This is a genomic window from Deinococcus taeanensis (assembly GCF_020229735.1).
GTDB lineage: Bacteria > Deinococcota > Deinococci > Deinococcales > Deinococcaceae > Deinococcus > Deinococcus taeanensis.
This window is the reverse complement of sequence record NZ_CP083455.1, coordinates 2,643,022-2,668,056: the sequence shown is the minus strand read 5'-3', so window position 1 is coordinate 2,668,056 and position 25,035 is coordinate 2,643,022. Positions and strand designations below refer to the sequence as shown.

23 protein-coding genes and 2 tRNA genes are annotated in these 25,035 nt (G+C 69.1%); 7 read left to right on the top strand and 18 right to left on the bottom strand.

From position 1 onward, the window contains the following. Positions 1-187: 187 nt before the first annotated feature. Entirely contained in the window at positions 188-829 is a 642-nt protein-coding gene (locus tag LAJ19_RS12825; protein ID WP_225476137.1) for a DsbA family oxidoreductase, read from the top strand. A gap of 54 nt (positions 830-883) precedes the next feature. On the opposite strand, the gene LAJ19_RS12820 is transcribed toward LAJ19_RS12825, so the two are convergent. Further along, positions 884-1,879, bottom strand: coding sequence for an aldo/keto reductase (locus LAJ19_RS12820; RefSeq protein ID WP_225476136.1), 996 nt, complete (start codon positions 1,877-1,879; stop codon positions 884-886). A 120-nt stretch (positions 1,880-1,999) separates the two neighbouring features. Between LAJ19_RS12820 and LAJ19_RS12815 the strand changes: the two genes are divergently transcribed. Continuing rightward, positions 2,000-2,890: a VOC family protein gene (locus LAJ19_RS12815; RefSeq protein WP_225476135.1), complete on the top strand. Its 891-nt coding sequence runs from the start codon at positions 2,000-2,002 to the stop codon at positions 2,888-2,890. Positions 2,891-3,292: 402 nt separating this feature from the next. On the opposite strand, the gene LAJ19_RS12810 is transcribed toward LAJ19_RS12815, so the two are convergent. The 6 genes from LAJ19_RS12810 to LAJ19_RS12785 form a co-directional block, all read right to left on the bottom strand. Next, on the bottom strand, positions 3,293-3,769 hold the full coding sequence (locus LAJ19_RS12810) for an IS5 family transposase (RefSeq protein WP_225476134.1): 477 nt from the start codon (positions 3,767-3,769) through the stop codon (positions 3,293-3,295). Positions 3,770-3,802: 33 nt separating this feature from the next. Beyond that, positions 3,803-4,915, bottom strand: a complete 1,113-nt coding sequence (locus tag LAJ19_RS12805; RefSeq protein ID WP_225476133.1) for a GNAT family N-acetyltransferase — start codon at positions 4,913-4,915, stop codon at positions 3,803-3,805. Between the two features lie 96 nt (positions 4,916-5,011). Then, the gene (locus tag LAJ19_RS12800) at positions 5,012-6,067 is read right to left on the bottom strand and encodes an agmatine deiminase family protein (RefSeq protein ID WP_225476132.1); all 1,056 of its coding nucleotides are present in this window, start codon (positions 6,065-6,067) and stop codon (positions 5,012-5,014) included. Positions 6,068-6,126: 59 nt separating this feature from the next. Then, complete coding sequence (locus tag LAJ19_RS12795) at positions 6,127-6,471, bottom strand: hypothetical protein (protein ID WP_225476131.1); 345 nt, start codon at positions 6,469-6,471, stop codon at positions 6,127-6,129. A gap of 64 nt (positions 6,472-6,535) precedes the next feature. After that, entirely contained in the window at positions 6,536-6,805 is a 270-nt protein-coding gene (locus LAJ19_RS12790; RefSeq protein WP_225476130.1) for a hypothetical protein, read from the bottom strand. Positions 6,806-6,965: 160 nt separating this feature from the next. Then, entirely contained in the window at positions 6,966-8,357 is a 1,392-nt protein-coding gene (locus LAJ19_RS12785) for a ribonuclease catalytic domain-containing protein (protein ID WP_225476129.1), read from the bottom strand. A 251-nt stretch (positions 8,358-8,608) separates the two neighbouring features. Between LAJ19_RS12785 and LAJ19_RS12780 the strand changes: the two genes are divergently transcribed. Continuing rightward, entirely contained in the window at positions 8,609-9,493 is an 885-nt protein-coding gene (locus LAJ19_RS12780; RefSeq protein ID WP_225476128.1) for a DUF4097 family beta strand repeat-containing protein, read from the top strand. After that, positions 9,490-10,131 carry a hypothetical protein gene (locus LAJ19_RS12775; protein ID WP_225476127.1) on the top strand — a complete coding sequence of 214 codons (642 nt, stop codon included), beginning with the start codon at positions 9,490-9,492 and terminating at the stop codon, positions 10,129-10,131. The genes LAJ19_RS12780 and LAJ19_RS12775 overlap by 4 nt, the downstream gene beginning before the upstream one ends. Before the next feature lie 148 nt (positions 10,132-10,279). Here the strand turns inward: LAJ19_RS12775 and ftsH are convergent, their stop codons facing one another. Beyond that, on the bottom strand, positions 10,280-12,145 hold the full coding sequence (ftsH, locus tag LAJ19_RS12770) for an ATP-dependent zinc metalloprotease FtsH (RefSeq protein ID WP_225476126.1): 1,866 nt from the start codon (positions 12,143-12,145) through the stop codon (positions 10,280-10,282). Positions 12,146-12,485: 340 nt separating this feature from the next. On the opposite strand from ftsH, the gene LAJ19_RS12765 reads away from it, so the two are divergent. Beyond that, positions 12,486-13,910 (top strand): tetratricopeptide repeat protein, encoded by a 1,425-nt coding sequence (locus LAJ19_RS12765; protein ID WP_225476125.1) that lies wholly within the window; start codon positions 12,486-12,488, stop codon positions 13,908-13,910. A gap of 2 nt (positions 13,911-13,912) precedes the next feature. Next, entirely contained in the window at positions 13,913-15,097 is a 1,185-nt protein-coding gene (locus LAJ19_RS12760) for a YbfB/YjiJ family MFS transporter (RefSeq protein ID WP_225476124.1), read from the top strand. Here the strand turns inward: LAJ19_RS12760 and LAJ19_RS12755 are convergent. After that, complete coding sequence (locus LAJ19_RS12755; protein WP_225476123.1) at positions 15,079-15,696, bottom strand: hypothetical protein; 618 nt, start codon at positions 15,694-15,696, stop codon at positions 15,079-15,081. The two genes, LAJ19_RS12760 and LAJ19_RS12755, sit on opposite strands and share 19 nt — an antisense overlap. Before the next feature lie 633 nt (positions 15,697-16,329). Here LAJ19_RS12755 and tkt point away from each other — a divergent pair. Continuing rightward, positions 16,330-18,309: a transketolase gene (gene tkt, locus LAJ19_RS12750; RefSeq protein ID WP_225476122.1), complete on the top strand. Its 1,980-nt coding sequence runs from the start codon at positions 16,330-16,332 to the stop codon at positions 18,307-18,309. Between the two features lie 56 nt (positions 18,310-18,365). On the opposite strand, the gene queC is transcribed toward tkt, so the two are convergent. The 9 genes from queC to LAJ19_RS12705 all read right to left on the bottom strand — a co-directional run bounded on the left by queC (position 18,366) and on the right by LAJ19_RS12705 (position 25,021). Further along, on the bottom strand, positions 18,366-19,070 hold the full coding sequence (gene queC / locus LAJ19_RS12745; RefSeq protein ID WP_225476121.1) for a 7-cyano-7-deazaguanine synthase QueC: 705 nt from the start codon (positions 19,068-19,070) through the stop codon (positions 18,366-18,368). 54 nt (positions 19,071-19,124) lie between these two features. Continuing rightward, a complete protein-coding gene (locus LAJ19_RS12740) occupies positions 19,125-19,817 on the bottom strand; it encodes a 7-carboxy-7-deazaguanine synthase QueE (RefSeq protein ID WP_225476120.1) in 693 nt (230 codons plus the stop codon). 4 nt (positions 19,818-19,821) lie between these two features. After that, positions 19,822-20,232 (bottom strand): 6-pyruvoyl trahydropterin synthase family protein, encoded by a 411-nt coding sequence (locus tag LAJ19_RS12735; protein WP_225476119.1) that lies wholly within the window; start codon positions 20,230-20,232, stop codon positions 19,822-19,824. 3 nt (positions 20,233-20,235) lie between these two features. Beyond that, positions 20,236-20,703 carry a preQ(1) synthase gene (gene queF / locus LAJ19_RS12730; protein WP_225476118.1) on the bottom strand — a complete coding sequence of 156 codons (468 nt, stop codon included), beginning with the start codon at positions 20,701-20,703 and terminating at the stop codon, positions 20,236-20,238. 196 nt (positions 20,704-20,899) lie between these two features. Further along, a tRNA-Phe gene (locus LAJ19_RS12725) sits at positions 20,900-20,975 on the bottom strand. Positions 20,976-20,980: 5 nt separating this feature from the next. Further along, positions 20,981-21,056: transfer RNA gene (locus LAJ19_RS12720), tRNA-Asp, on the bottom strand. Between the two features lie 75 nt (positions 21,057-21,131). Beyond that, positions 21,132-21,893 carry a metallophosphoesterase gene (locus LAJ19_RS12715; RefSeq protein ID WP_225476117.1) on the bottom strand — a complete coding sequence of 254 codons (762 nt, stop codon included), beginning with the start codon at positions 21,891-21,893 and terminating at the stop codon, positions 21,132-21,134. A gap of 55 nt (positions 21,894-21,948) precedes the next feature. Beyond that, positions 21,949-22,545 carry a single-stranded DNA-binding protein gene (locus LAJ19_RS12710; protein ID WP_225476116.1) on the bottom strand — a complete coding sequence of 199 codons (597 nt, stop codon included), beginning with the start codon at positions 22,543-22,545 and terminating at the stop codon, positions 21,949-21,951. 73 nt (positions 22,546-22,618) lie between these two features. Next, positions 22,619-25,021 carry a penicillin acylase family protein gene (locus LAJ19_RS12705; RefSeq protein WP_225476115.1) on the bottom strand — a complete coding sequence of 801 codons (2,403 nt, stop codon included), beginning with the start codon at positions 25,019-25,021 and terminating at the stop codon, positions 22,619-22,621. Between the last annotated feature and the right edge of the window lie 14 nt (positions 25,022-25,035).

Here is a 25,035-nt window from a genome sequence, read left to right as displayed (position 1 = left end):
AACGCACGCCCCAAGTCCTGCCGGCGCCGGAACGCTGCGCTCTGTCACCGCCTCACGGCCCCAAGAGGACAGGCGGGGGGTGCGCTGGTCGGACTCCCCGAACAGGAACACCGGGGGGCGTGAAGACCAGCAACAAAGAAATCCTCCCGACGATTCGCGGCGTTCCGTGGGTGCTACGGTGCCTTTCATGAGCCATGAGAACGTCACCGACGTGTACTTCGACTTCCTCTGCCCATACGCCTGGCGTGGTCTGGAACTGGCCGCGACGCTCCGCGCACAGGGGGAGTCGTTCCGGCTGCGGCACTACTCGCTCGTGGAAGGCAACCACGCGGAGAATGCCAGGGAACTGTCATGGCGGTTAACCGGGCAGCAGCTTGGGGAGGGCAGTGCGAACCAGCAGGGGAGCCTGCAGGCGTTCCTGGCGGCGCACGCAGCGGCACGTCAGGGGGAGGAGGCCCTGTGGGCATTCACCCTGGCCCTGTACCGCGCGGTGCACGAGGCAAAACGGCCCCTGGCGGCAGAAACCATCCGCGCAGCCGCCAGTGAGGCCGGGCTGGACGTGGCGCGGCTGGACGCAGATCTGGCAGATGAGGCGGCCCTGCGCGCGGAACTGCGGGCGGACCTGGACGCCGCGCGGGAGGTCGGGGTGTTCGGGACGCCCACCTTCGTGCTGCCCACCGGGGAGGCCGCGTACTACCGGTTTGAAACGCTGACGCGTGATCCGGGGACGGCCCGGGCGTGGTGGGAGCTGTACCGCACGGTGCTGACGAGTGAGGCGGAGATCGGCACGATCAAACGCGCCAGGAACCGTCCGCCCCGCCGCGCCTGAGTTGCGGCGCTGTGCAGGAGGGCCGCCAGGTCAGGCGGCCCCCTGCCTGTTGGCTCAGCCCTGTTCGCCGGCGAGAATTGCCTCGATCTGGTTCAGTTCATCAGTCTGAAGCGGTCCGGCGTTCAGGGCGCCGAGCGCGTCTGTGATCTGCTCGGGGCGGCTGGCGCCGATCAGGGCGCTGGTCATCTCCGGGTGGCGCAGCACCCACGCGAGGGCCAGCTGCGCCAGGGTCTGCCCGCGCCCGGCTGCAAGGTCGTTCAGGGCGCGCACGCGGACCATGCGGTCCTCGGTGACGTTCTCCGGTTTCAGGAAGCCGCCGCTGGCCGCGCGGGAGTCTCCCGGGATGCCGCGCAGGTACTTGTTCGTCAGCAGGCCCTGGGCCAGCGGGCTGAACGCAATGCCGCCGATCCCCTCGTCGCGCAGGGCACCAAGCAGCCCCCCTTCGACCCAGCGTTCGAACATGCTGTACTTCGGCTGGTGAATCACGCAGGGGGTGCCCAGGTCCCGCAGGATCTGCGCGGCCTGATGCGTCTGGTCTGCGGGGTAGTTGCTGAGGCCCACGTACAGCGCCCGGCCGCTGCGGACCGCGTGGTCGAGCGCGCTCATGGTTTCTTCCAGCGGCGTTTCCGGGTCGGGCCGGTGGTGGTAGAAGATGTCCACGTACGGCAGGCCCAGGCGCCGCAGGCTGGCGTCCAGGCTGCTCAGCAGGTATTTGCGGCTGCCCCAGTCGCCGTACGGGCCGGGCCACATGGTGTACCCGGCTTTCGTGGAGATGATCAGCTCGTCGCGGTACGGCCCCAGGTCCTCACGCAGCAGCTGCCCGAAGTTCGTTTCGGCGCTGCCGGGGGGCGGTCCGTAATTGTTGGCCAGGTCGAAGTGGGTCACGCCGCCGTCGAAGGCAGTCCGGACCATGGCACGCATGGTTTCCAGGCGGTCCACGCCGCCGAAGTTGTGCCACAGGCCCAGCGAGATCGCGGGGAGTTTCAGGCCGCTGCGGCCCGCGCGGCGGTACGGAACGCGGGTGTACCGGTCAGGATCAGGGAAGGTCATGGAGGCAGTACACCACTGTGCGCCGCGCGGCGCGGAGGGTCGTCTGCCTGTGCGGTTCCCCGGTGACGGCCTGAAGGGGATTCCCATCCACCGCAGGTGGGTGGCCTCTACGCTCGGGGCATGACCCTGGCCGTACCGACCGGGCCGAGTGGCCCTTCTCCCATCCTGGACCTGGCGGGCGTGACGCTGGAAGTGAACCACCTGGAACGCGCCGTGCGGTTCTACGGACAGGTGCTGGGCCTGCCGCTGCAGCACCTGGATGAGCAGCGCGGCGTGGCGCGGCTGGGTGTGAATGCCGCGCAGAGCCTCACGCTGTGGCGGCCCATAACGCGGCAGGCGAACGATCCGTGGCTGGCGCCGCTGCGGGCGCGCGGTGCGGGTCACCTGCACCTGGCGTTTCAGGTGCGTCCGGAGGATCTGCCCCGCTGCCGGGCGCTGCTGGACGCGCACGCGCTGCCCTGGCAGGAGATTAACCTGGGCACCGCGGAGCAGCCTGACCCGACGCTGTACTTTTTTGATCCGTTCGGGCATGGCCTGGAGCTGCGCAGCGTGAACCGCCTGGACCCGCGCCAGCCGCCGGTGCGGGTGCCGGACCACCCGTTGATGCCGGGGGCGTACACGCTGCCGGTGCTGGCGCTGCGCGAGGTGGCGCTGGCGTTCAGTGACTACGCCGCCATGAAGCTCCGGCTGCCGCGGGCCTACGGGTTCGCGTTCGCCAAGGAGCAGGAGGACCGGGATTTCGCGCAGTTCACGCTGGGACCCTGGCCGGAACCCGACGGGAACGGCACGCCGCGCCGCTGGCTGTACGCCTGGGACCCGCAGGTGGGCCTGGCGGACATGCTGGGTGGAGACCATGCGCTCGTGGAGTTCTACGCGGACGTGCCGGCCGTCACGGCGCGCGTGGAGGCCGAGGGGCTGCCGTGCGTGGCGGAGGCCGGGCGGCTGGCGGCGCGCGACCCGGACGGTCACGTGTTCGTGTTCCGTCCAGCCGCGGGGCCAGGAGGCAGCTAGGGTCTGTCCGGCTGAACTTTAAAGCCATAAGAGGATACAAGCGACGTGGACACCGGCGAGAAACTGGTGTCCACGCTTCTCGTACCGGGTGGCCATGGCGCGGAAGTCCTTGAGGCGATTGATGCCGCATTCCACAACCTGTCGGCCCCCATAGGCTTATGCGTCGAATTGAGGCGGCCGTCCCCCCCGGCAGCCTTGACGAAGACGCGCTTTGCGGGCGTCTTCGCGCTCAGGACACACGCAGCGAATCTTGCGAGCACGGAGGACACGCCGGTACTTGCGCGCACCATACGCCCGGTCCATCCGCAGGGTGGTGGGTCGCTTGCGGGGGCGCCCCGGACCGGGGCGCCTGACCCGAACAGCATCCAGAAGGGGCACCAGGTACGTGGGGTCACTGGCCTGTCAGGCAGACACCAGAATACTGAGCGGCCGACGGTTCCCGTCCATCAGAAACGTGAATTGTGCTGGTTCGTCCCCCTCGACTGATGCCGAGCCACTCGTCGTCGAGGGCCCCCTTTTTTCCAGTTTGGCCGGTTGCTTCCGTGCGCCCACCGCGCTGCGGTGGGCTTTGACGTGGGTACTGTCCAGGGCCGCACCCTCCCAATCAATCTTTCCCTCAGCATCGGCTTTCAGTTGCAGGGCGGCCAGAATCTCTGCCCAGACCCCGCTGCGCGACCAGCGGGTGAAACGGTCATGGCAACGTTGCCATGGACCGTACCGCTCTGGAATGTCACGCCACGGTGCACCCGTCTTCTCACGCCAGATGATCCCGTTCAGGACAGGCCGATGGTCCTTGTCGGCATGGCCTCGCTCCGGGTTCTGAGGCAGCAGTGGCGCCAGGATCGCCCACTGCTGCTCGGTCAAATCCGTCCGGCTCATGCCCTCATCCTGCCAAATTCAGCCAGACAGACCCTAGCGCGTCAGCCCGCTGCGGCGGTGCATGTAAGCTTCGTACGCCGCGTCAAAGCTGCGCATCAGGACGGCCATGACGCCGTGCTCATCCACCTGCACGCCCTGCACGTGAAAACCGGCCCGGAGTTTCGGGAGGATCACGGCGTTGTTGGTCAGGTGGTGGTGGCTGCGCACCAGATCGAAGCCCTCGGCGCGCAGGGCGTCCAGGACGGTGGGCAGGAGCCGCGTGTACACACCCCGCCCCCGGTGGTCCGGGAGCAGCGTGGTGTTCACCATGTACGCCGTGCGGTCATCCCACGCGCGGGACAGCTGCCAGCCGGCCACCTGGCCCCCGTGCGCGATCAGCCAGGCCCAGCTTGGGGTGTCCGGCCGGGCGCGCGCCGCCGGGTGGGGCCACGCCCAGGAGTCCGTCTGGTACGCCTGCGGTTCCAGCGTCGTGTACACCGCGTGGAAGGTCTCAGGCGTGACGGAATGCAGGGTGTAGCCGCCGCCCAGGCTTGTGCCGGGTCCCGCGTCACCGGGAAGGGGCAGGTGGGGGGCGTCGGGCCCGGCCGGGTCAGCGGCGGCCGGGAGGCCCAGGCGGCGCGCCACCTCGCCGTGCGGCGCGCGGTACCCGCTGCGGACGTGCATGGCCTGCGCGTACGTGCGGTCCAGGCTGAGGGTCAGGGCGACATTCAGGCCGCCCTCGTAGGCGGTCAGGCCCTGCACGTGAAACCCGGCGCGCAGTTTGGGAATAAGCACGGCGTTGTTCGTGGCGCGGTGATGGCTTTTCACCAGCGTGAATCCTGTCGCGCGGAAGGTCTCCAGGAGGTGGGGGAGCAGGCGCGTGTACACGCCGCGCCCATGATGTTCCGGGAGCAGGCCGGTGTCGGCCATGTAGACCGTGCGTTCGTCCTGGGTGTGCGCGTGATGCCAGCCGATCAGTTCGCCGGCGTGGTACACCCCCCAGTTCCAGGCCTCTCCCAGCGGCGGCGCCGTTCGCTGCGGCGGGTCAAAGGCGTACAGCGAGTTTCCGCCGAATATCCGGTCTTCCAGTCGCGTGCAGGCGTCCCGGTAGGTGTCCAGTGAGATTGGCCGCGCCGAGTACCCGTTGCCCAGGTCCAGTTCCGTCACCCGCTCACTGTGGGACGCGGCGCGGCGGCCGTGCGGCAGACCTGACCAGACGGAACTCCCCTGGGTGGGGCTGCCAGGCCGCCGGGCAGGCGGGGGTTACTGGCCGGTCCAGGGGGTGCCTGTGGGCTGCTGCTGCGTCACGCAGTGGAAGCTCCCACCCCCCTCGATGAGGGCGCGGCTGCTCAGGCCGATCACCTCACGCCCGGGGAAGAGGGGCCGCAGGATCTCCAGGGCGCGGGCGTCGTTCGGATCACCGTACAGCGGCACGACCACGAACCCGTTGCCGATGTAGAAGTTCGCGTACGTGGGCGGCAGGCGGCCTTCGGCGCCTTCGAGCCGCTCGGCGGGGAGAGGCAGTTCCACGACCCGGAACGGCTCGCCGTTCTGGTCAGTCATGGCGCGCAGCTCGGCCAGGTTCCTCGCCATCACGGCGTGGTTGGGGTCCGCCGGGTTGCTTTCCACGCTGGTCACAAGGGTGCGTTCGTCCGTGAAGCGCGTGATGGTGTCGATGTGGCCGTCCGTGTGGTCGTTTTCCAGGCCGCCGTCGAGCCACAGGAGTTTCTGCACGCCCAGCGTGTCGGCCAGCAGCGCCGCGTAGCCTTCCTCGGTCAGGCCGGGGTTGCGGGTGGGGGTCAGGAAGCACGAGCGGGTGGTGAGGCCCACGCCCTGCCCGTTGACTTCCAGGCCGCCGCCCTCAAGCACGAACGGCTGCGCCCAGCGGTGCGTGCCCAGGTGCCCGGCGACGTACTCGGGCACGCGGTCGTCGTGCTGCCAGTTGAATTTTCCACCCCACGAGTTGAACTGCCAGTCCACGAGGGCCAGGTCGTGCCCGCGGCGCACGAAGATCGGGCCGTTGTCACGCATCCACACGTCGTCCAGCGGCACGCGGTGGAACGTGACGTCCGCGCCGCCCAGGCGGGCGCGGGCGTCCGTGTCGCTTTCCTCATCGCGTACCAGCAGCTGCACCGGCTCGAACCGGGCAATGGTGCGGACCAGCCCGGCGAATTCGGCCCGCACGGCGTCCAGGTGACCGAACCACAGGTCATCGTCGGCCGGCCAGCTCATCCATGTGGCGGCGTGTTCAGCCCATTCGGGCGGCATGACGAATCCAAGGTCGCAGGGCGTGGCGTCGGCGGGGGAGGAGTCAGGCATGCCCGCCATTAAAACAGACCCGCCTCCCAGGGAAAGGGCGCGGGGCACCGGATGGGCGCTTACTGCCCGTCGCTGAAGGTCACCTGCAGCGGCTCCGGTCGCGGCCCGGCCACGCGGCGGTTCGCGCCGCTGATGTGCAGGCCCTGCCCGGCGGCGGTGCCCGGCAGCGTGAGATGCACGAGGCGGGCGCGGCTGCCCTGCACGACCAGCGCGGTGGCACGCAGCTCGCCCGCCTGGATGCAGCGGGCGTTCAGGGGGCAGCGGCTGTCCTGGGCGCGCAGCAGGGTCACGGCGGCGCGGCCCAGCTGCCCGGTCTGGCCGACGGTCAGGGCGAGGGTGGCGGCGTGCGCGCCGCCGGTCAGCAGCGCCAGGGGAAGCAGCAGGCGGGAAGGGAAGCGGGTCATGCGCCGAGTGTGCCGCACGCCGCTGAGGGCTGCCTGACCGGGCTGCCGGTGCCGCCGCGCAGGGTCAGCCCAGCAGCGGGGAGGGGCCGCTGCCGGCCAGGGCGCGGAAACTGGCAGCCTTGTCGGGCAGGCCCATGTGCTCGTAGCAGTGGGCGAGTTTCAGCGCGAAGAACTCCACGGCGCGGCAGTCCTCCCGGCGTTCGGCCGCTTCCAGGCAGGTGCGGTAGTGCAGGACAGCGAGGTGGTACTGCGCGCTGCGGGCGGCGTGTTCAGCTCGGCAATGACTCATGCGGAGGGACACAATGTCGCTCGGGGTGGCACTCGCTGCGGACATACCTGGCAGTGTAGCCACACCGGCCCGCGCATGAATGCAAGATGAATCAGATTTGACGCGCAGAATTGTGCGTCTATCACGCTGTTTTTCGCTGCGAGCGAAATAAGGGGCGGTCATTTGAGGGCCTGCCTGGGTTCGCCGCGGCGCGGCTCACGGGGCCTCAGCGGGGCTGGACGACCCGGGCCCGGACGCTCAGCGCGGCCAGATTCACTTCCGTGAACTGCACGTGCAGGGCCGTACCGGGGGCGGCGGGCGTGCTGAGCGTCACATCAAAGGCCAGCTCCGGAATGAGCAGCGTCGCCTGTGGGCCGCGGCGGTCCACGACCACCGCCGGCCACACCCGGTCCGGGTCCGCCGCAATGAAGCGCAGCGTGTGGTGACGGCGGCTCAGACGCTCGGCCTGCCGGGTGGCGTCGGCATTCATCTGCGCCTGCGCCACGCGCGCCGCCACCTCCTTGCCGCTCAGGGGTTCGCGGCCGGCCAGATGCGCGCGCAGCTGCTGGTGCACCACGAGGTCCAGGTACCGCCGCATGGGGCTGGTGGCCTGCGCGTACAGGTCCAGCCCCATGCCGGCGTGCGGGCCGGGCGCCGGCTGGAAGCGGGTGCGGGCCAGGGTCTTGCGCCGCGCCCACTGCGCAGGCAGGGTGTCGCCGTGCACCTCGCGGTGCGGGGGGTCCTGCGTGGCGAACGGCACCGGCACCGCGTGGTCGTCGGCGTAGATGGCCGCGGCCCACCCGGCCAGCGTCATGCATTCCTGCACGACGCTCCGCATCTCCGGGCGCGGCAGGGCCGTGACTGCCACGCCGGTCTCATCGGCCTTCACGCGCACCTCGGGCAGATCGATGCTCAGGGCACCCTCCTGTTCGCGCAGGGCGCGGCTGGCCCGCGCGAGCCGCGCGAGGGTCACGAACGGCTCCTTGCCGGCGTCCAGGTGGGCCTGCGCCTGCGTGTAGGTCAGGCGCTGCACCTGCACCGTGGTGAGCTGCACGTCGACTGCGTCGGCGTTGCCTTCCTCGTCGAGGTCCAGGCTGAAACTCAGGGCGGGGGTCGTGGGGTGCAGGCCCAGCCCGGCCTGCTCGATCAGGGCGTCGGGCAGCATGCCGATCGTCTGGTCGGGCAGGTACAGCGTCGCGCCGCGCGCGCGGGCTTCCAGGTCCAGGTCGCTGCCTTCGGGCACCAGGGCGGCCACGTCGGCCACGTGCACCCACAGGCGCGTCAGGCCGCCCGGCAGGACCTCAATGGCGACGGCGTCGTCCGGGTCGCGGTTGCCTTCGTCGTCAATGGCGTACGCCGGCAGGTGGGTCAGGTCCAGGCGGGGTTCGTCGTGGAAAGGCGGCACGGCATGCGTGACGGGGTTCAGGGCGGCGCCCAGCCGGTCGGCGTATGGCGTTCGGGCGTCGGTCCACAGGCCGGCGCGCAGCAGCAGGGCGTGCGCGGCCTCGGGGGTTTCGGGCTGGTTCAGGTCGCGCATGGTGCGGCTTTTGGGCTGTTTCCCGCGGGCGAGCAGTTCCAGTTCGGTGCGCTGCGCGGGCGTGAGGTCGGGCAGGGTCATATCCCAGAGGATAGGGCGCCGGGGAGTGGTGATCTGAGTGGAAAGTCAGTCTTTCTGTTCGGTGAATCGGCTGAGGGGTGTGCTATGGGAGCGAATGAGGGATGAAAGCGTTTGAGACAGAGAATTACTGCGCAGAATCCCAGGCAGCACCGTTCGTCACTCCGCAGGGAGTGGCCCTGGTTTGACCATATATAAAACTGAACTTGACAATCAGCGAGTTTGATGTTTCTATGGTGGCAAAGGAGACGAGCATGAATGAACAGCACCCCGAAAGCGAGTTTCGTAGCCACGTTCAACGTCTGGTGGCCGAAGGCAAACTCACCCCCGAGGAAGCCCACACCCTGCTGGAAGACACGTCGGAGCCGTTCCCCACGCCGCCCCAGCCCCAACCGGCCGCCCCCCTGGTCCCCACAGCCGCCCCCGCCGACCCGCAGCGCGACCTGCTTCTGCAGGTCAAGGGGTACAGCCTCACCGTGCTGCACGACCCCAGCGTGCCCGCGCCGCACCTGGCAGCCAGTGAGGACGGCCGGATTCTCCTGGAGCACACCCCACAGGGCTGGCGCGTCAGTCTCCTGCCGCAGCAGCCGGGCGCGGGCTGCAACACCCTCAAGGCCATCCTGACCGTGCCGCTGGCCCCCAACCACGTGCGCGCCGAGGTGGACGGCGGCAACCTCGTGCTGCCCGACCTGGCCGGCGGACTGCACACCCAGGTGAACGGCGGGAACGTCCGCATGGGCCGCGCCAGCAGCCTGCACGCCGACGTGAACGGCGGGAACCTCACCGCGGCCGAAATGAGTGGCCCCAGCACCGTCACCGTGAACGGCGGGAACCTCTCCCTGACCGGCGCGCACACCCTGAACGCCAGCGTGAACGGCGGCAACCTGAAGTGGGCCGGTCTGCTGACCGGCGGCGACCACCGCGTTGAGGTGAATGCCGGGAACGCCAGGCTGCTCCTGCACCCGGACAGCAGCGTGCGCGTGGACGCTGAACTCACCATGGGGTCCTTCAAGGCCGACTTCCCCACCCGCAGGAGCGGCGGCTTCATCACCACCCGTCACGCCGGGCAGCTCGGCCACGGTGACGCCCACCTGCACTGCCGCGTGACTGCCGGCGGCCTGAAGGTCGTGACCGCATGAAAGAGAAGATCCGCCGCATCCTGGACCTGATTCGCAGCGAGAAACTCACCCTGGAGGACGCCGGACCGCTGCTGGCCGCGCTGAGCCCCAAACTGGCCCTGACCGACAGCGACCGCGAACTGATCTCCGCGCTGCTGGCCCGCGACGAACTGGACAGCGCGCAGGTGGCCGAGCACCTGATGCTGCTGCGCGGCCTGCGTGCCGCGGTGCCCATCCCGCCCGCCCCTCCGCTGCCCAGACGTCCTCACATCATGGTGGGCGGCCAGCGCGTCCGTGGCCTGGAAGGCGTTGTGGAAGGCCTTGTGGACCGCCTCACCGGAGGAATTGACGATATGGTCGAGAACATCACCTCGCAGATGGACCGTGACCTGCACGGCCACCCCCACGCGCCTCCCGGCCCTCGCATCCTGCGCATTCAGGTGGAGTCCCAGCACGGTGACGAGTACAACGCGAACATCCCCGTGAGCCTGGCCGCGCACCTGGACCGCCTGATTCCCCCGCATGGGCAGGCCGCGCTGGAAAGCGCCGGGTTCACCCTCGACGCCCTGCGCCTGCTGATCGAAGCGACACCCTACCCGGGCCCGCTGATCGACGCGGAAGACCAGCACGGCAACGAGGTGCACATCAGCCTCAAGTAAACCCGGACAGGTTCGGCCGGAGCAGGGGTGGCCCGCGGCGAAGATGCCCGGGCCACCGTTCGGTGTGGACCAGCCGGGAGCCAGCCCGTTCCGGAGGAATGCGAACACCCCCGCACAGGGCGGGGGCGGGATGAGACAGGGGCGGGGATCAGGCGGTGGTCTGCGGCATGGGCTGGCTCTGCCCGCCCACGCGGGAGACGGCCTCACGCACGACGTCCCCGGTGATGAGTTCCTGCGAGAGCAGCGCTTCGGCCACCTCATGCATGGCCTGCTTGTACTCGGTGATGATCTCGCGGGCGCGTTCGTAGGCGCGCGTCAGGATGCGCTTGACATCCTCGTCCACCAGCTGACTGGTGTGTTCACTGAACGCCTTGGGTTTGGCCATGTCCTCACCGAGGAACACCGGGCCGCTGTCGGTGGTGAGGGCCATGTTCTTGAAGTTGTCGCCCATGCCCCACTCCAGCACCATCTTGCGGGCGATGTTGGTGGCCTTGCGGAAATCGTCGGCGGCGCCGCTGGTGACGCTGCCCATAAAGACTTCCTCGGCCGCCCGGCCGCCCAGGGCGACGATCAGCTGGTTCTCCAGGCGTTCCTTGCTCATCAGCACCTGCTCTTCGGGCAGGTAGAACGCGGCGCCGAGCGCCCGGCCGCGCGGGATGATGCTGACCTTCTGAAGTTTGTCGCTGCCGGGAATCACGGCGGCCGTGACGGCGTGTCCGGCCTCGTGGTACGCGATGGCCTTCTTCTCCTGGTCGCTGATGGTCAGGCTGCCGTTCTCGAGGCCCAGCGTGATCTTGTCCAGCGCGCGGTAGAAGTCACTCATGTCGATCTGCGTCTTGCTCAGGCGCGCGGCTTCAAGCGCCGCTTCGTTCGTGACGTTCTTCAGGTCCGCGCCGGAGAAGTACGGGGTGCTCTTGGCAATCTCGTTGACGTCCACGCCGCCCGCCAGGGGCTTGTTGCGCAGGTGCACCTTGAGAATCGCTTCGCGTTCCTTGAGGTTCGGCAGGTCAATGGTGACCTGACGGTCGAAGCGGCCGGGGCGCAGCAGCGCGGGGTCCAGCACGTCGGGGCGGTTGGTGGCACCGAGCACGATGACAGAGCTGGATTTGTCGAAGCCGTCCATCTCCGAGAGGATCTGGTTGAGGGTCTGTTCGCGTTCGTCGTGCCCGCCGCCGATGCCGGCGCCACGTTTCCGGCCGATGGAGTCGATTTCGTCGATGAACATGATCGCCGGGGCGCTCTTGCGGGCGTCCTCGAACAGGGTGCGCACGCGGCTGGCGCCGACACCCACGAACATCTCCATGAACTCGCTGGCGCTGACCGAGAAGAACGGCACGTCGGCCTCGCCGGCAATGGCGCGGGCCAGCAGGGTCTTACCGGTGCCGGGAGGGCCGACGAGCAGCACGCCTTTGGGAATCTCGGCGCCGATCTGGTGGTACTTCCCTGGGTTTTTCAGGAAGTCCACGACCTCGATGAGTTCCTTCTTGGCTTCCTCGTGACCGGCCACGTCCGTGAACTTGGTCTGCACGCGGTTTTCCTTGCCGTATTTCTTGGCCTTGCTCTGCCCGAACTGCATGACGCCGTTCTGGCCGCCCTGGGCACGCATGAAGAAGAAGTACATCATGGCGAACAGCAGGATGATCGGCAGGAAGTTCAGCAGGATGCTCAGCCACTGGCTGGGCTGCTCGAAGCGCAGGGCGACGTTCTGCTGCTCGATCTGGTTGATCAGGCTGTTGTCGGGCGTGGCGAGGCTGCTGGGCAGACGCACGCTGAAATCCTGGATTTCGCGGGGTTGCAGGCCGCTGGCGGTGTTGACCTGAACCCGGGTGGGGGCGCGCAGGGTCACGGCGGCGTTGTTCTCGCGGACCACCACACGCTCGACCTGGCCGCGTTCCAGCAGGGACTTGAATTCGTTGTAGTTCACGCTCGACCGTCCACTCATGGGGGCCTGTGAGAACATCAGGAACAGGGCCAGCACAAACAGAACGATCAGCCAGGGATTGAGCCGTTTCAAGAACAGTCCTCCGGAGGGGGTGAAAGAGGTGAAGTGGGGCGCACCTCGCCCCGCTGAAGTTGAGTGTACCAGACTCAAGGTGTATGAAATTGTCCCGCCTTACACCTGCGCTTTAGCGTTCGGCAACTTTCCCTGACCGCCGCTGGCGCACCCTTTTCTCAGCAGAATTCCACCCAGCAGCAGACCGCAGGACGGAGATCCGGCAGGACTCACCGCCGAAGACCCGCGCCGCGAAGACCCCCTTCCCGCCTCCTCACCCTCACCGCCGCAGCCCACCGCACAGCCGCGCGGCCCGCCAGCAACAAAGGATGCACCCGCCCGTGCCGTATCCTGACGGGGAATGATTGACGTGGCCACCACCTGGCAGCAAGTGTGCGAGGCGCTCGCCGGAGGCGACTACGACCTGGCGTTCGGCGTGATGGACGCCGCCACGCGCGAAGCCCGCACCCCTGAACGAGCCCGCCTGGCCCTGCTGCTGGGCAGCATGCACGCCCTGTACGGCGACGCCGCCACCACCGAACTGGGCACCTGTCTGCGCGAGGCCCGCACCCTCCATCCCGCCCTGCGCGACACCCCGCTCTATCAGGCGCTGAGCGCTGAACTCGACGCCCGCACCCGCGGCCCCGACGCCGCCCCCCCGCCACAGACCGCCCGGGAGGCCCAGGACCCCCTGGCGCGCTTTCACGCCCTGTGCGCCCTGACCCTCGCGGAGCAGCCCCAGGCGGCCCTGGAGATTGCTCTGCCCAGCACGGACCTGCCGCTGCACCTGCGCTGGCGCCTGCGTTCCTGGGAGGCCGACGCGCATGAACAGCTGGGCCAGAGCGCCGAGGCCGCCAGCCTGTACGCTGAAGCGGCGCACCTGACGAGCGGACTGAACCGCGCCGTGATGCTCCAGGAACAGGCGGCGCTGCTGCTGCAGCTGGGCCAGCCGGACGCCGCGAAGAACGCCCTGGACCAGGCGCGGCCCCTGTACGCCGCGCGCCCCGGCCCGCAGGACGCCGAGGAACAGGGCCTGAACCTCGCCACCTGGCACTACCTGCGCGCTCAGGCGCTGCTGAACCTCGGCCAGCCCGAAGGCGCGCACGACATGATCCGCGAGGCCGCGCGGCTCGAAGCGCAGCACGGTGACCCCAGTTACGGCGTGGCCCTGGTGCTCGGGCAGGTCCTGACGCACCTGGGACAATCCGAGCAGGCCCTGGCGGCCTTCGAGCAGGCGCTTGCCCTGGCCACCGACGGCGACCGGCCGTACGCCAATCACGAACTGGGCGTGGCCCTGCTGGACCTCGACCGGCCCCTGGAAGCCCGCGAGAAACTCGAGGCGGTCCTGAATGAAGCGGAGTACCCCTACCTGCCGGAAGTCCTGGCCGACGTCGCCGAATGCGACTACCGACTGGGCCGCCTGCAGGAAGCGCAGCTGGAGGCCGAGCAGGCGCTCGCGCAGGGCGCCGTGATTCCCGCCAGTCTGGTGCTGGGCAGCGTCGCGCTCGATTACTTCCAGATGGATGAGGCGCTGGAGCACTATGAACGCGTGATCCGCGAAGCGGCGCCCGACAGCCGCGACTGGATCACGGCCCACCAGATGGCCGCAGACGTGATGGCCCAGCAGGGTTTCCCGAACCCCGCCGCGGCGTACGCGCACGCGCAGCAGGCCCTGGCCCACACCCCGGAAAGCGACGACTGGTACGTGACCCTTCAGGAACACCTGCGCAAGGCCGAAGCGCTGCTCGAACAGCAGGGCGGCACCGGCGGCCGCATGCTGAACTGACCGTGCCGCGCGCCGCGCCTGGCGGACCGGCCTTTGCCCCGGGCGGGGCTGCGCTGCTGGACATGCTGCGCCTCTCGCTGGGCGGCGCCGTGGCCCTGGGTTTCGCGCGCTTCGCGTACGCGCTGCTGCTGCCGGCCATGCGCGCGGACCTGGGCTGGAGTTTCACCCTGTCAGGCGCCATGAACGCCGCGAACGCCCTGGGGTACCTCCTGGGCGCGCTGGGGGCCACCCCCCTGATCCGCCTCGCGGGACTGCACCACACATTTCTGGGCGGCATGCTGTTCACGGCGCTGGCGCTGCTGGGCTGCGCCCTGAGCGGCGCAGCCGTGCCGCTGCTCACGCTCCGGCTGCTGGCCGGGATCGGGGGAGCGCTGGTGTTCGTGAGCGGCGGCGCACTGGCCGTCCTGGCGACCCGCAGCGCGCCGGCCCGGACGCCCCTGCTGCTGGGGGTCTTCTACGGCGGGGCCGGGGTGGGTATCCTGCTGTCGGCCCTGCTGCTCCCGCCGCTGCTCACAAGTGGGTGGCGCGCCGCGTGGGTGGCTCTGGGCGCCGCGTCCCTGGCCTGTGTGACGCTCGTTGCGCCGGCCGTGCGCCGGCTTCCGGACCGGCCTGCACCCCCAGCCTGGGGACAGCAGCGCGCCCCACTGCGGCCGCTGGGCTGGTCACTTGCGGCCTACGCGTGTTTTGGAGTGGGGTACATCGCGTACATGACCTTCATCGTCGCGTTTCTGAGGCAGGTGGGGGCGCCGCACCTGATCACGCCGTTCTGGGCGCTGCTGGGCGCGTGTGTGATCGCGCACCCGTTCGTGTGGGCGCCCCTGACGGCCCGTGCCTCCGGGGCCCGCGCAATGGGTGCGCAGCTGCTCACTCTGGCGCTCGGCGCGGCCCTGCCCCTGTTCAGCACCCACCCGGGGGCGCTGCTGCTCTCCGGCCTGTTGTTTGGCGGCAGTTTCCTGGCCGTGGTGGCGTTCACCACCCTGATCACGCGCCGCGCGCTGCCGGAGCACGCCTGGGCGCGCGGCATCGCGGCATTCACGGTGGTGTTCGCCGCCGGGCAGGTGGCCGGGCCGCTCCTGACGGGCCTGCTGGCCGACCGGGCCGGGGGACTGCGCCTGGGCCTGGGGGTCAGCGCGGCGGTGCTGCTGCTCGGCGCCCTGCTCGCGCTGGGTCAGCGGGACCAGGCCTGACCCTGCGAACCGGTGAGTGCCTCAGGCGCCGGGCCTGACAGAAGCTTTGCGCAGGTGCGCCAGAGGCGCTCAGCGCGGTGGCCCAGGCGGGTGATCACCCGCAGCATGGCGAGGTTCAGGAGGGTGCCGCCGGAGCCGGCAGGGTGTGTTCCTGGAAACCGGTTCAGGCATGTGTGGGGCCGCAGATGGGAGGTCAGGACGCCCGCGCTGCGGTGGCCGGGGGGCGTGACCTTGTGTTTGCTGGCCATCATCTCGCCGCGCCGCCGCGTGACGAAGGCGGTGTCCTGGCGCATCAGGCCGTCGCGGGTCGTGGGGGCGGGCGTGGCGGTAGGGTTGCGTGGCTGACCGTGCACCCCGGTCTCATCCTGGGCGTACCGGGCGTGGTAAGACCGGTCCGGCGTGTCCGGGGCGAGCAGACCGGGCGCGTGGCCTGCCAGGAAAAGCCGTTCCTGAAGCGGTTTGGCCGGGGGTTGAAGGTCCTCAGGGTAAGGTGCGCGCGCCAGGACTGCCTGGCATTGCGGAAGCCGATTGCCGAAGGTCAGCTGCTCGCTGGACGCCTGGCGGGTCACGCCCAGCACACGCCGGTGGCCGCCGGGCACCCCGGCAGGCAGGGCGAGGCCCAGGACGATACAGCGGTGGGGTCGCTGGTCACGTCCAGCCTCAGGGCGTCCAGGACCACTTCCCTGAACGGGCCCAGTCGGGCGGTGGCGATCACCGTGCTGCACTGCTCTGCGGCAAGCCGGGTGGCTTGTGTCTCTTTCCGGAGCCGCCCAGGGCGGTAGGTCCAGTGCTTACCTCTACCGCTGGTGGGCAGGCGGGTGAGGGCTGACGCGTCAGTGGTGCGGCTGGGGCGCCGGGCCGGTGGCGTGTGAGTTAGTGCATGCAGGTCGCGTGGCCGGCCTGCTGTGGTCAGTCGTGCTGGCCGGGGAGGGCTCCGGATACGCGAAAGTCAAGAGCGTGTGAAGAAAAGAATGTGGGCAGGCTCAGAGGAGATTCACGAAAGAGCTTGCAGTAATTCTGCTTTCAGCGTATTCTGCTGACACCGGAATGGAGGCGACGTTGGTGCGCCTGAACCCCAGCCCGGACCTGCTGGTCACCCCCGCTATACCCGCCCCCACCCGGGGGCGCTTTTTATGACCTGCTCCTGCCGCAGTGGTCCTGGGACGCACCATCTAGAGGGCACATAAAAGTGTACATGGTACACATACTCTTCTCGGGTTAGGATGAGTGTTATGTCCAGCGACATTTCCCAGCTGAGTGTGAACACCATCCGCACCCTGAGCATCGACGCCGTTCAGGCAGCCAACAGCGGCCACCCCGGCGCTCCCCTGGGCGCGGCCCCCATGGCCTACGTCGTGTGGCAGGACTTCCTGCGTTTCAACCCCGCCCACCCCGAATGGCCCGGCCGCGACCGCTTCGTGCTCAGCGCCGGTCACGCCAGCATGCTGATCTACAGCCTGCTGCACCTCACCGGCTACGACCTCTCGCTGGACGAACTGAAGAACTTCCGCCAGTGGGGCAGCAAAACCCCCGGTCACCCCGAGTTCTTCCACACCCCCGGCCTTGACGCCACCACCGGCCCCCTCGGCCAGGGCGCCGCGATGACTGTCGGCATGGCCCTCGCCGAAGAGCACCTTGCCGCGCGCTATAACCGCCCCGATTACCCCATCTTCAACAACCACACCTACGCTGTTCTCGGGGACGGCGACCTTCAGGAAGGGGTCAATCACGAAGCCGCCGCCCTGGCCGGGCACCTGCGCCTGAACAAGCTCATCTGGCTGCACGACGACAACCAGGTGCAGCTCGACACGCCCACCAGCAAAGCCGAAAGTGACGACGTGGCCGCCCGCTACGCCTCCTACGGCTGGAACGTCCTGAGGGTCAGCGACGGCAACGACCTCGGCGCCATCCGCGCCGCCGTGAAGGAAGCGCAGAGCAGCGACCGGCCCACCCTGATTCAGGTGCGCACCGTGATCGGCTTCGGCAGCCCCCGCGCCGGGACCAGCAAAGCCCACGGTGAGCCTCTCGGCGCCGAGGGCGTCGCCGAGACGAAAGCCGCGCTCGGCTGGAACCACCCCTCCTTTACGGTCCCGGAGGAAGTCACCGCGCACATGAACGCCCGCGAACGCGGCGCGCAGCTTGAAGCTGAATGGAACGCCCTGATGGACGGCTACCGCGCCGCACACCCCGAACTGGCCGCCGAGGTGGACGCCCTGCTCGCCCGCACCCTCCCCACCAACCTCGCCGACGTGCTCCCCAACTACGAGGTGGGCGGCAAGGGCGTCGCCACCCGCAACGCCAGCGGCGAAGTCATCAACGCCCTGGCCAGGGTCGTGCCCGGCCTGATGGGCGGCAGCGCCGACCTGAGCGGCAGCACCAAAACCACCATCAAGGACGGCGGCGAACTCCAGAGCGCCAGCCCCGCCGGCCGCAACGTCCTGTTCGGCGTGCGTGAATTCGGCATGGCCGCCGCAGCCAACGGCCTGAGTCTCTACGGCGGCCTGCGCCCCATGGTCGGCACCTTCCTTGTGTTTGCCGACTACCTCAAACCCGCCTTCCGTCTCAGCGCCATCCAGATGCAGCCTGTCACCTACGTCCTGACGCACGACTCCATCGGCCTGGGCGAGGACGGCCCCACCCACCAGCCCATCGAGCAGCTCGCCATGCTGCGTGCCGTGCCCGGCGCGCACGTGATCCGCCCCGCCGACGCGAACGAAACCGCCGCCGCGTGGCAGATGGCCCTCGAATACGAAAAGGGCCCCACCGTGCTCGCCCTCTCCCGCCAGGACCTGCCGATCCTTCCGCGCAACCACGCCGGCGTCAAGAAAGGCGCCTACGTCGTCCGCGACGCCGACAGCAGCGAAGGAGGCGCTCAGGTGATCCTGATTGCCTCCGGCAGTGAGGTCAGCCTCGCCCTGGAGGCCGCTGACACCCTGGCCGGCGAAGGCATCCGCACGCGCGTGGTCAGCATGCCCTGCATGGAAGTGTTCCGCGCGCAGGACCGCAGCTACCGCGATTCCGTCCTCACACCCGGCATCAGACGCGTCGCCATCGAAGCCGCCAGCAAGACCCCCTGGTACGAGTGGGTCGGCACGGACGGCGCCGTGATCGGCATGGACACCTTCGGCGCCAGCGCCCCCGCCAGCGTCCTGTTTGAAAAGTTCGGCTTCAGCGTTCAGAACGTCAGCAAGGTCGTCAGAAGCCTCCTGTAATTCCGGCGCGAGAGGGGGGACGGGCCGAGCCGGCCCGTCCCCCCGTCGTTTCTCCTTTACTGCGCGCCAAGCTGGGCCTGCGCGTGGGGCGTCGCCAGCTCCGGGTGACCCGCCTCGATCAGCGCCTTATCCCGGATGCGGCACGAATCGCACACTCCGCACGGGGTCTCGCCGCCCTGGTAGCAGCTCCACGTCACGCCGATAGGCACGCCCACCTCCAGCGCCGTCCGCACGATGTCCACCTTCGTCATTGCCGCCAGGGGCGCTGTCAGCACCGCCCCCCGTCCCTCCAGGCCCGCTTTCGTCGCCAGATCCGCCAGGCGCTGGAAGGCCTCCAGGTACTCCGGACGGCAGTCCGGGTATCCGCTGTAATCCACCGCGTTGATCCCCAGGAATACCCGCTCGGCGTCGATCGCCTCGGCCAGACTGAGACCCACCGCGATGAACACCGTGTTCCGGCCCGGCACGTAGGTGGGCGGAATCACCCCTGCCTGGGTTCCGTCTGTCGGCACGGCGACACGATCGTCCGTCAGGGCGCTCCCACCGAACGAGCCGATGTTGATGTCAATCACCTGGTGAAGCGCGCCGAAATGCGCCGCCACCGTTGCCGCGCGCTCCAGTTCCACGGTGTGCCGCTGCCCGTACCGGAACGACAGCGCCGTGCACACGTACCCGTCCCGGGTGGCCAGTCCCAGCACCGTGCTGGAATCCAGTCCTCCGGACAGCAGCACCACTGCGCGTTTCGAACTCTGTTCAGTCATATTCCTGCTCTCCGTATCCTGCAAGAGAAACACCTTATTCCCTGCACCGCCCGGTCAGTAGCCCAGGTCCGGGTTGCCGCCCAGCGGAATCAGGCGTTTGTCGCTATGCGCGTCCAGGTCGTCGGCCCGGTACAGCTTGTGCATCTGGTACCCGGCCCGCAGGCGCGGGCTGTCCTTCACCGCCTGCGTGATGGCGTTCAGCACGGTCAGGTCCCGTTCACGCGCCCGGCTCCACTCGGGATGCAGCCAGATCACCGCGTCGTCCCTCAGGCCGCCCAGCGTGTCCAGCCCGGTCTGAATATCAGCCGGGTCATGCACGATGATCTTCACCTCATCCGCGCGGGCCACCACCGCCGGCACCGGACCCTGCCCGAACGGCTTGGGTGACAGCGTCACCCAGTCCAGCGCGCCGCGCAGCGGCGCAATGCCGCTTGTCTCCAGGTGCACCCGGCGCCCCAGCGCGTGCAGGGCGTCCGTGAGCGGCGCCAGGTCGAACAGGATCGGTTCGCCGCCCGTCACGACCACCACCGCCCCGTCGGGACTTTCCGCCGCGACCACGGCCGCCAGTTCTGTCTCGTCCATCAAGGTGACGCCGTCCGGGCGGAACTCACGGTGCCACGTGCCCGCACTGTCACACCACGGGCACGCCTGCGGGCACCCGTACAGCCGGATGAAGTACGCCGCGCGGCCCAGGTGCACGCCCTCGCCCTGCCAGGTGTAGAACCGCTCGTACACCGGGTACTTCACGCCGTCACTCCCAGTACTCGCAACTGCTGTCCGGCGTTTCCCACACGGTCACGCGCAGCCGCAGGTCGGCGCCGTCATCCCCGTCGGGCAGGTCGGCGCGCACGCGCGCCATCGTCCGGCGGTGAATGAACGCGGCCAGCACCTCGGCGGTCGTGTCATCGCCGAGGTCCGGCAGGTCATTCAGGAACGCGTGATCCAGCCCGCCGGCCTCCACGTCCTTTTTCGCCCACTTCAGCGTCCGGAAATCCGCAACCATGATGGCGCGCTTCACGTGCGCGCTCGGCCGGAGCCGTTCGCTAGTCAGGTCCATCCGCACGCGGTACGTGTGCCCGTGCAGGCGCCCGCACGGGCCGTCGTACCCGGTGATCACGTGCGCTGAATCAAACGTGAATTCCGACGTCAACCGCCACGGCACCGCTCAGCCCCCCTGGTGATCCGGCGCCACGTACTTCACGGTGCAGATCGTATTCAGGCCCCCGCGCATGCCGTAATCACAGCGGATCTCCATGCGCAGCGGATCCAGCAGCTTCACCAGGTCCGCCAGCACCCGCCGGGTTGCATGCTCATGGTAGATGCCCACGAAGCGGTAACTCGTGAGGTAGTACTTCAGGCTCTTCAGTTCCACGCAGGTTTCGCGCGGCAGGTACCGGATCTCCAGCCGGCCGAAATCCGGCAGGCCGCTCCAGGGGCACACCGGGCTGAACTCATCCGTGATGATCTCAATCATCATCGGCTCGCCCGGGTACCGCACCGGGTCGTCCTCGCGGACGTGCGGGAAGGTGCCCAGCACCGCAACGTCAATCGCGTCGAGGCCCTGCACGTCGTAACGGCGGTCAAAACCGGGGTTCTGGGGGCCGCACTCGGCCCCGGCATTCGTGTTCGTCATGATTCGTCTCCCGGCAGGCGCCCGCTTGATGCTGGGCACCCGGAATGACAGCACAGGTCATTCGGTCTGGGAGTCCGCGCGGCCCCCTCAGGTGAGGCGCGCGACCTCAACCGCCCATTATCGTCACCTGCCCCCGCTCCTGCCAAGAGCACCAGGGCACAAAAGCCAGCCCCCACCGCGGGGGTGGGGGCGTTCTTGGTGGCCAGGGCCGGACTTGAACCGGCGACCCAACGATTTTCAGTCGTTTGCTCTACCAGCTGAGCTACCTAGCCTTCCTTGGCGGTCCGGACGGGATTTGAACCCGCGACCTTCTGCGTGACAGGCAGATATGCTAACCGCTACACTACCGGACCGTGCCTTGAAGGGGGCTGCAAAAGCAGCGGGGTTAAGGATAGCGGTGCGCCTCACGCTTGTCAACGTGCCCGGAGTCAGAAGGGAACGGCGCGGACCGTGTGAACGGGCTGGTCGGCGCCCGGGTCAATAAGCAGCTCGAGGTACTCGCGGGCGTGCAGGGCGTCGATCATGGCGAGCTGGTGGTCCTCGTCGAGGAGGATTCCGCCGTCCACCTGCGTGTGGCCGTACACGCCGAAGCTCAGGCCGGCCATCCGGACGTACTCGGGTGACTCGCGGAACCAGCGTTTGGGACTGTGGTCGGCGTAGAACAGGTCGTCGTAGTAGGCGTGTGCGGGCAGAGGCGAGACGTGCGCGAACTGCACCGTCCCCACCCGGAGTTCGCGCGGAAAGCGGCGCATCCACGCGGCGAGATGCTCGGGCAGGTGCAGGCCGCCGTGCGCCGGGTCAAATTCGGTGTGGACGGTGCCGCCACTGGTGCCCAGGACGTAACTGGTGTTCAGGACCGCGTCGTCGTGGTTGCCGAGGATGATGTGCACAGCGTGCGGCGCGGCGTCCTGGTACGCCTTAAGGCGCTCGAGGTGACGGATCTGCTCGCGCGCGGCAATAAACAGGTGGTCGGGATTCCTGTGATCGAAGCGGGGCAGGCCCGTCAGCTGGGCGTAGTCGTGTTCGTTCTTCGGGTGAACGAGATCCCCGATCAGAATGACCTGAAACAGGCCAGCCTGGACGGGCAGGGTGGGTTGTCCCTGGGCGTCCGCGCAGCTGGATGCACGCAACGCCGCCCAGAGGGTGTCGAAGTCGGCGTGAACGTCGCCGAACGCCAGAAACTTGCGCATGGAGTTTCAGTCTAGTGCAGTTGCTCGGGCAGCGCGACCGGAGGACGGGCGGGGGTCAGGTTTTCAGCAGGGAGTGCAGTTCCTTGTAGATGGCGCGGCTTTCCTCAAGGGTTTCGCCGTACCCGCGCATGAGGATGCGCGCGGCGTCCCCGCCCTTGCCGGCCACTTTCAGCTGCTCCAGCAGATCCTCAATGTGGCGGCGGGCTTTTTCCATCTGGGGGTCGCGGGGCGCCTCCGGGGGAAGGGGGCGGCTCAGTGGCCGGGGGGCGGGCGCGTCGGTTTCCAGTTCGCTGGTGTTCGCGCCGTCCTCCGGGTCGTATTCAACCCACAGGGACTCGCTGCTGGGCGTCACGCCATACGTGCGGGCAAGGTCGGCCAGCGCAGCAAGCTTGGCGTCCTGAAGGGTGTGCGCGGTGGCGAGGCCCTCGCGTGTGGCACCCAGCACGCTCAGGCGCGCGCGGACGACCGGCGGGTCAAGGTGATCGCAGTGCCAGCCGAGGCTCCAGCCGGGGTCGATCGCGTCAAGCTGCGAGGCGAGGACGTCAAGGTCAGGGGCGAGGGCCACGTGGGCCTGGTCCCCCCGGACGGTCAGGGTCGCCCAGGCGGTCATGCTGGAGCGCAGGGCGTCGCGCACGCGGTGAGGTTCGGCCATACCGGCAGTGTATCCACTGAGAGCGCTGCGGGGGCCACCGGAACCTGCCTGGATCTCACCGGCCCGCGGGGCGTTACCGTTGCGGGGCGCCGTCAGGCTGGAGGGTCAGGGTCCGCGTGCGGCCCCAGTCGTCCGCGCGGGTGCTCATGGGAAGGTACTCCCCGGCAATCCAGCGGGGCATCTGATCGCTGGCGTGCGGCGCGAGGGGACTGCCGGCCTGTCCGAGACTGCCGATGTACAGACTGCGGTCAGGGTCGCTGAGATCCACAATCTGGCGGTAGCTGGGGCCGTGTGTCTGCTGGAACGTCTCGTGCTCGGGCCGGGCGACGTTCACGGTGTTCGTGCCGCCCGGTGTGGGGGCGCGGTGGTTGAACAGCCACGCCAGGGCCCGCACCTTCCCGAAGGCGCGGTGGGCGCTGGCCACCTGGTGCAGCTGCCCGTAGGTCCAGTGCGTCATGTCGGGGCCCAGCCGGACCTGCAGGTCACGGAGTGCACTGTCGAGCGTGTTGGTGAGCAGTGAGGCGCAGTTGCCCTGGCCGTGATCGGCGCACAGTTCCCCGCCGCCGCGCAGCTGGTTCAGCACGGACAGGCTGTTCATGGTGGTGCTGTCGCCCAGTTCGTCCCGCGCCATGTCCTGAAGCTTCATCAGCCACGCCTCGAAGATCAGGGCAGGGGTACTCCTGACCGTCACGCGGCCGTCCCAGCGGCTCAGCTGCGTCAGGGCCTGCCGCGCCGCACTGCTGCCGGGCGTGGTGCCCAGCAGGGTGCCCCGGAAGTCCCGCCACACGAGACTCAGGGTGTCGAGCTGGGCGGCCTTCACGTCCTGCACGCTCAGCTTCGGCCGGGCAGTCAGCAGCTGCGTGATGCGCTGCGCGCGGTACGGTTCGGCCCAGTTGCGGGTGTTGGCCAGCGCGGTGGCAGTGCCCCGGGGCAGCACCGGGTTGTTCGCGGTCACCACCAGACCGTCCGCAGGATTGAGGGTGTGGGGCAGCTGCGCGAACGGCACGAAGCCCTGCCACTCGCGGGTGCCGTCGCCAGGCACCGGCAGACTGCCGTCCCAGCCCTGCCGGATGGGCACGCGGCCCGGCGCGTAGTACCCGGTGTTTCCCTCCACATCGGCGTACACAAAGTTCTGACTGGGCGCCACGTAACGGGAGAGGGCCTGGGTGAACTCTGCCCAGTTGCGCGCGTAGTTCAGGTCGATAAAGGCGTCCATGGTGGTGTCTGCGGGTTGCAGCGCCGTCCACTTCAGGGCCACGCGCGGCCCGAGGTCACCGGCGCCGGCGTCACTGATGACCGGGCCGTGCGGCGCTTCCCGGACCGTCAGGGTCACGTCCGGCTGGCCTTTGACGCGGATCACCTCGGTGCGTTCGGTCAGTGGGGTTCCTGCCGGCTCCACGTACAGGTCCTGCACGTCCGGGTTCACGTTCGTGACGCCCCACGCCACCCGTTCGTTGCGGCCGATCACGATGGCTGGCAGGCCCGGAATACTCGCGCCGATGGCCTTCAGGGTGCCGCCCTGAACGTCCGCGAGGTACCACAGCATCGGGGCGGTCAGCGCGAGGTGCGGGTCGTCCGCCAGGATCGGTTTCCCACTCCTGGTGCGCTGCCCGGCAATCACCCAGTTGTTGCTGCCCTTGCCGGGCACCTGCTGCATCCCCAGGGCCTCCGCAGCGCGCAGATGCGCCCGCAGGGCCGTCACGGTGGCGTCCGGCAGGGCCGGCGTGACCGACGTGGCCGCCGGCCCTGCGGGGCGCTGGCGCCCCACCTCATCCGGACTGAGGACCGTGGGCGCCCCCTGCGGGTACGGGGCCGTCACCTGATCCAGTCCTGTGCTGCCCAGGCGGCGGACCACACGGGCGTTCAGCACTTCCTTGTCGTAGTTGCCGCCCAGGTCGAAGGCCATCAGTTTGCTCCACGACAGGCTGTCCACGTCCTGCCACGCCTCCGGCGTGTAGCCCAGAATGCGGAACTCCAGTGCCGTCCGCCCGCGCGCCTGCGCGGCATTCACGCCCGCCGTGTACGCCCGGATCAGGCGGCGTGAGCGCTCACCCAGCGCGGGGAGTGCGGCGCGCGCCGCCCGCTGGAACCCCCAGGTGCGCAGAAACCGGTCCTGCGGCAGGGCCGCCTCGCCCAGCACCTCCGCAAGGCGCCCCTGCGCGACCCGCCGCTGAAAGTCCATCTGCCACGCCCGGTCCTGCCAGTGCACGAACCCCAGCGCGAACACGGCGTCCTCATCCGACTGCGCGCGAATGTGCGGCACGCCCCACGCGTCCCGCGTCACCTGCACCCGGCCGGACAGGCCCGCGAGGCGGACAGTCCCCCCACGCTGCGGTTCGGACGTGACGCGCAGCCACGCGTACCCCCCGCCGCCCGCCGCGCCCAGAACCAGCAGTGCCCCCAGCGCCGCGCCGGCCGCCCGGCGCGCCCACGACCTGCGCCGCCGCGGCGGCCTGCTTCCCGGTGTTGTGTTCATGTGACGCGCGCAGC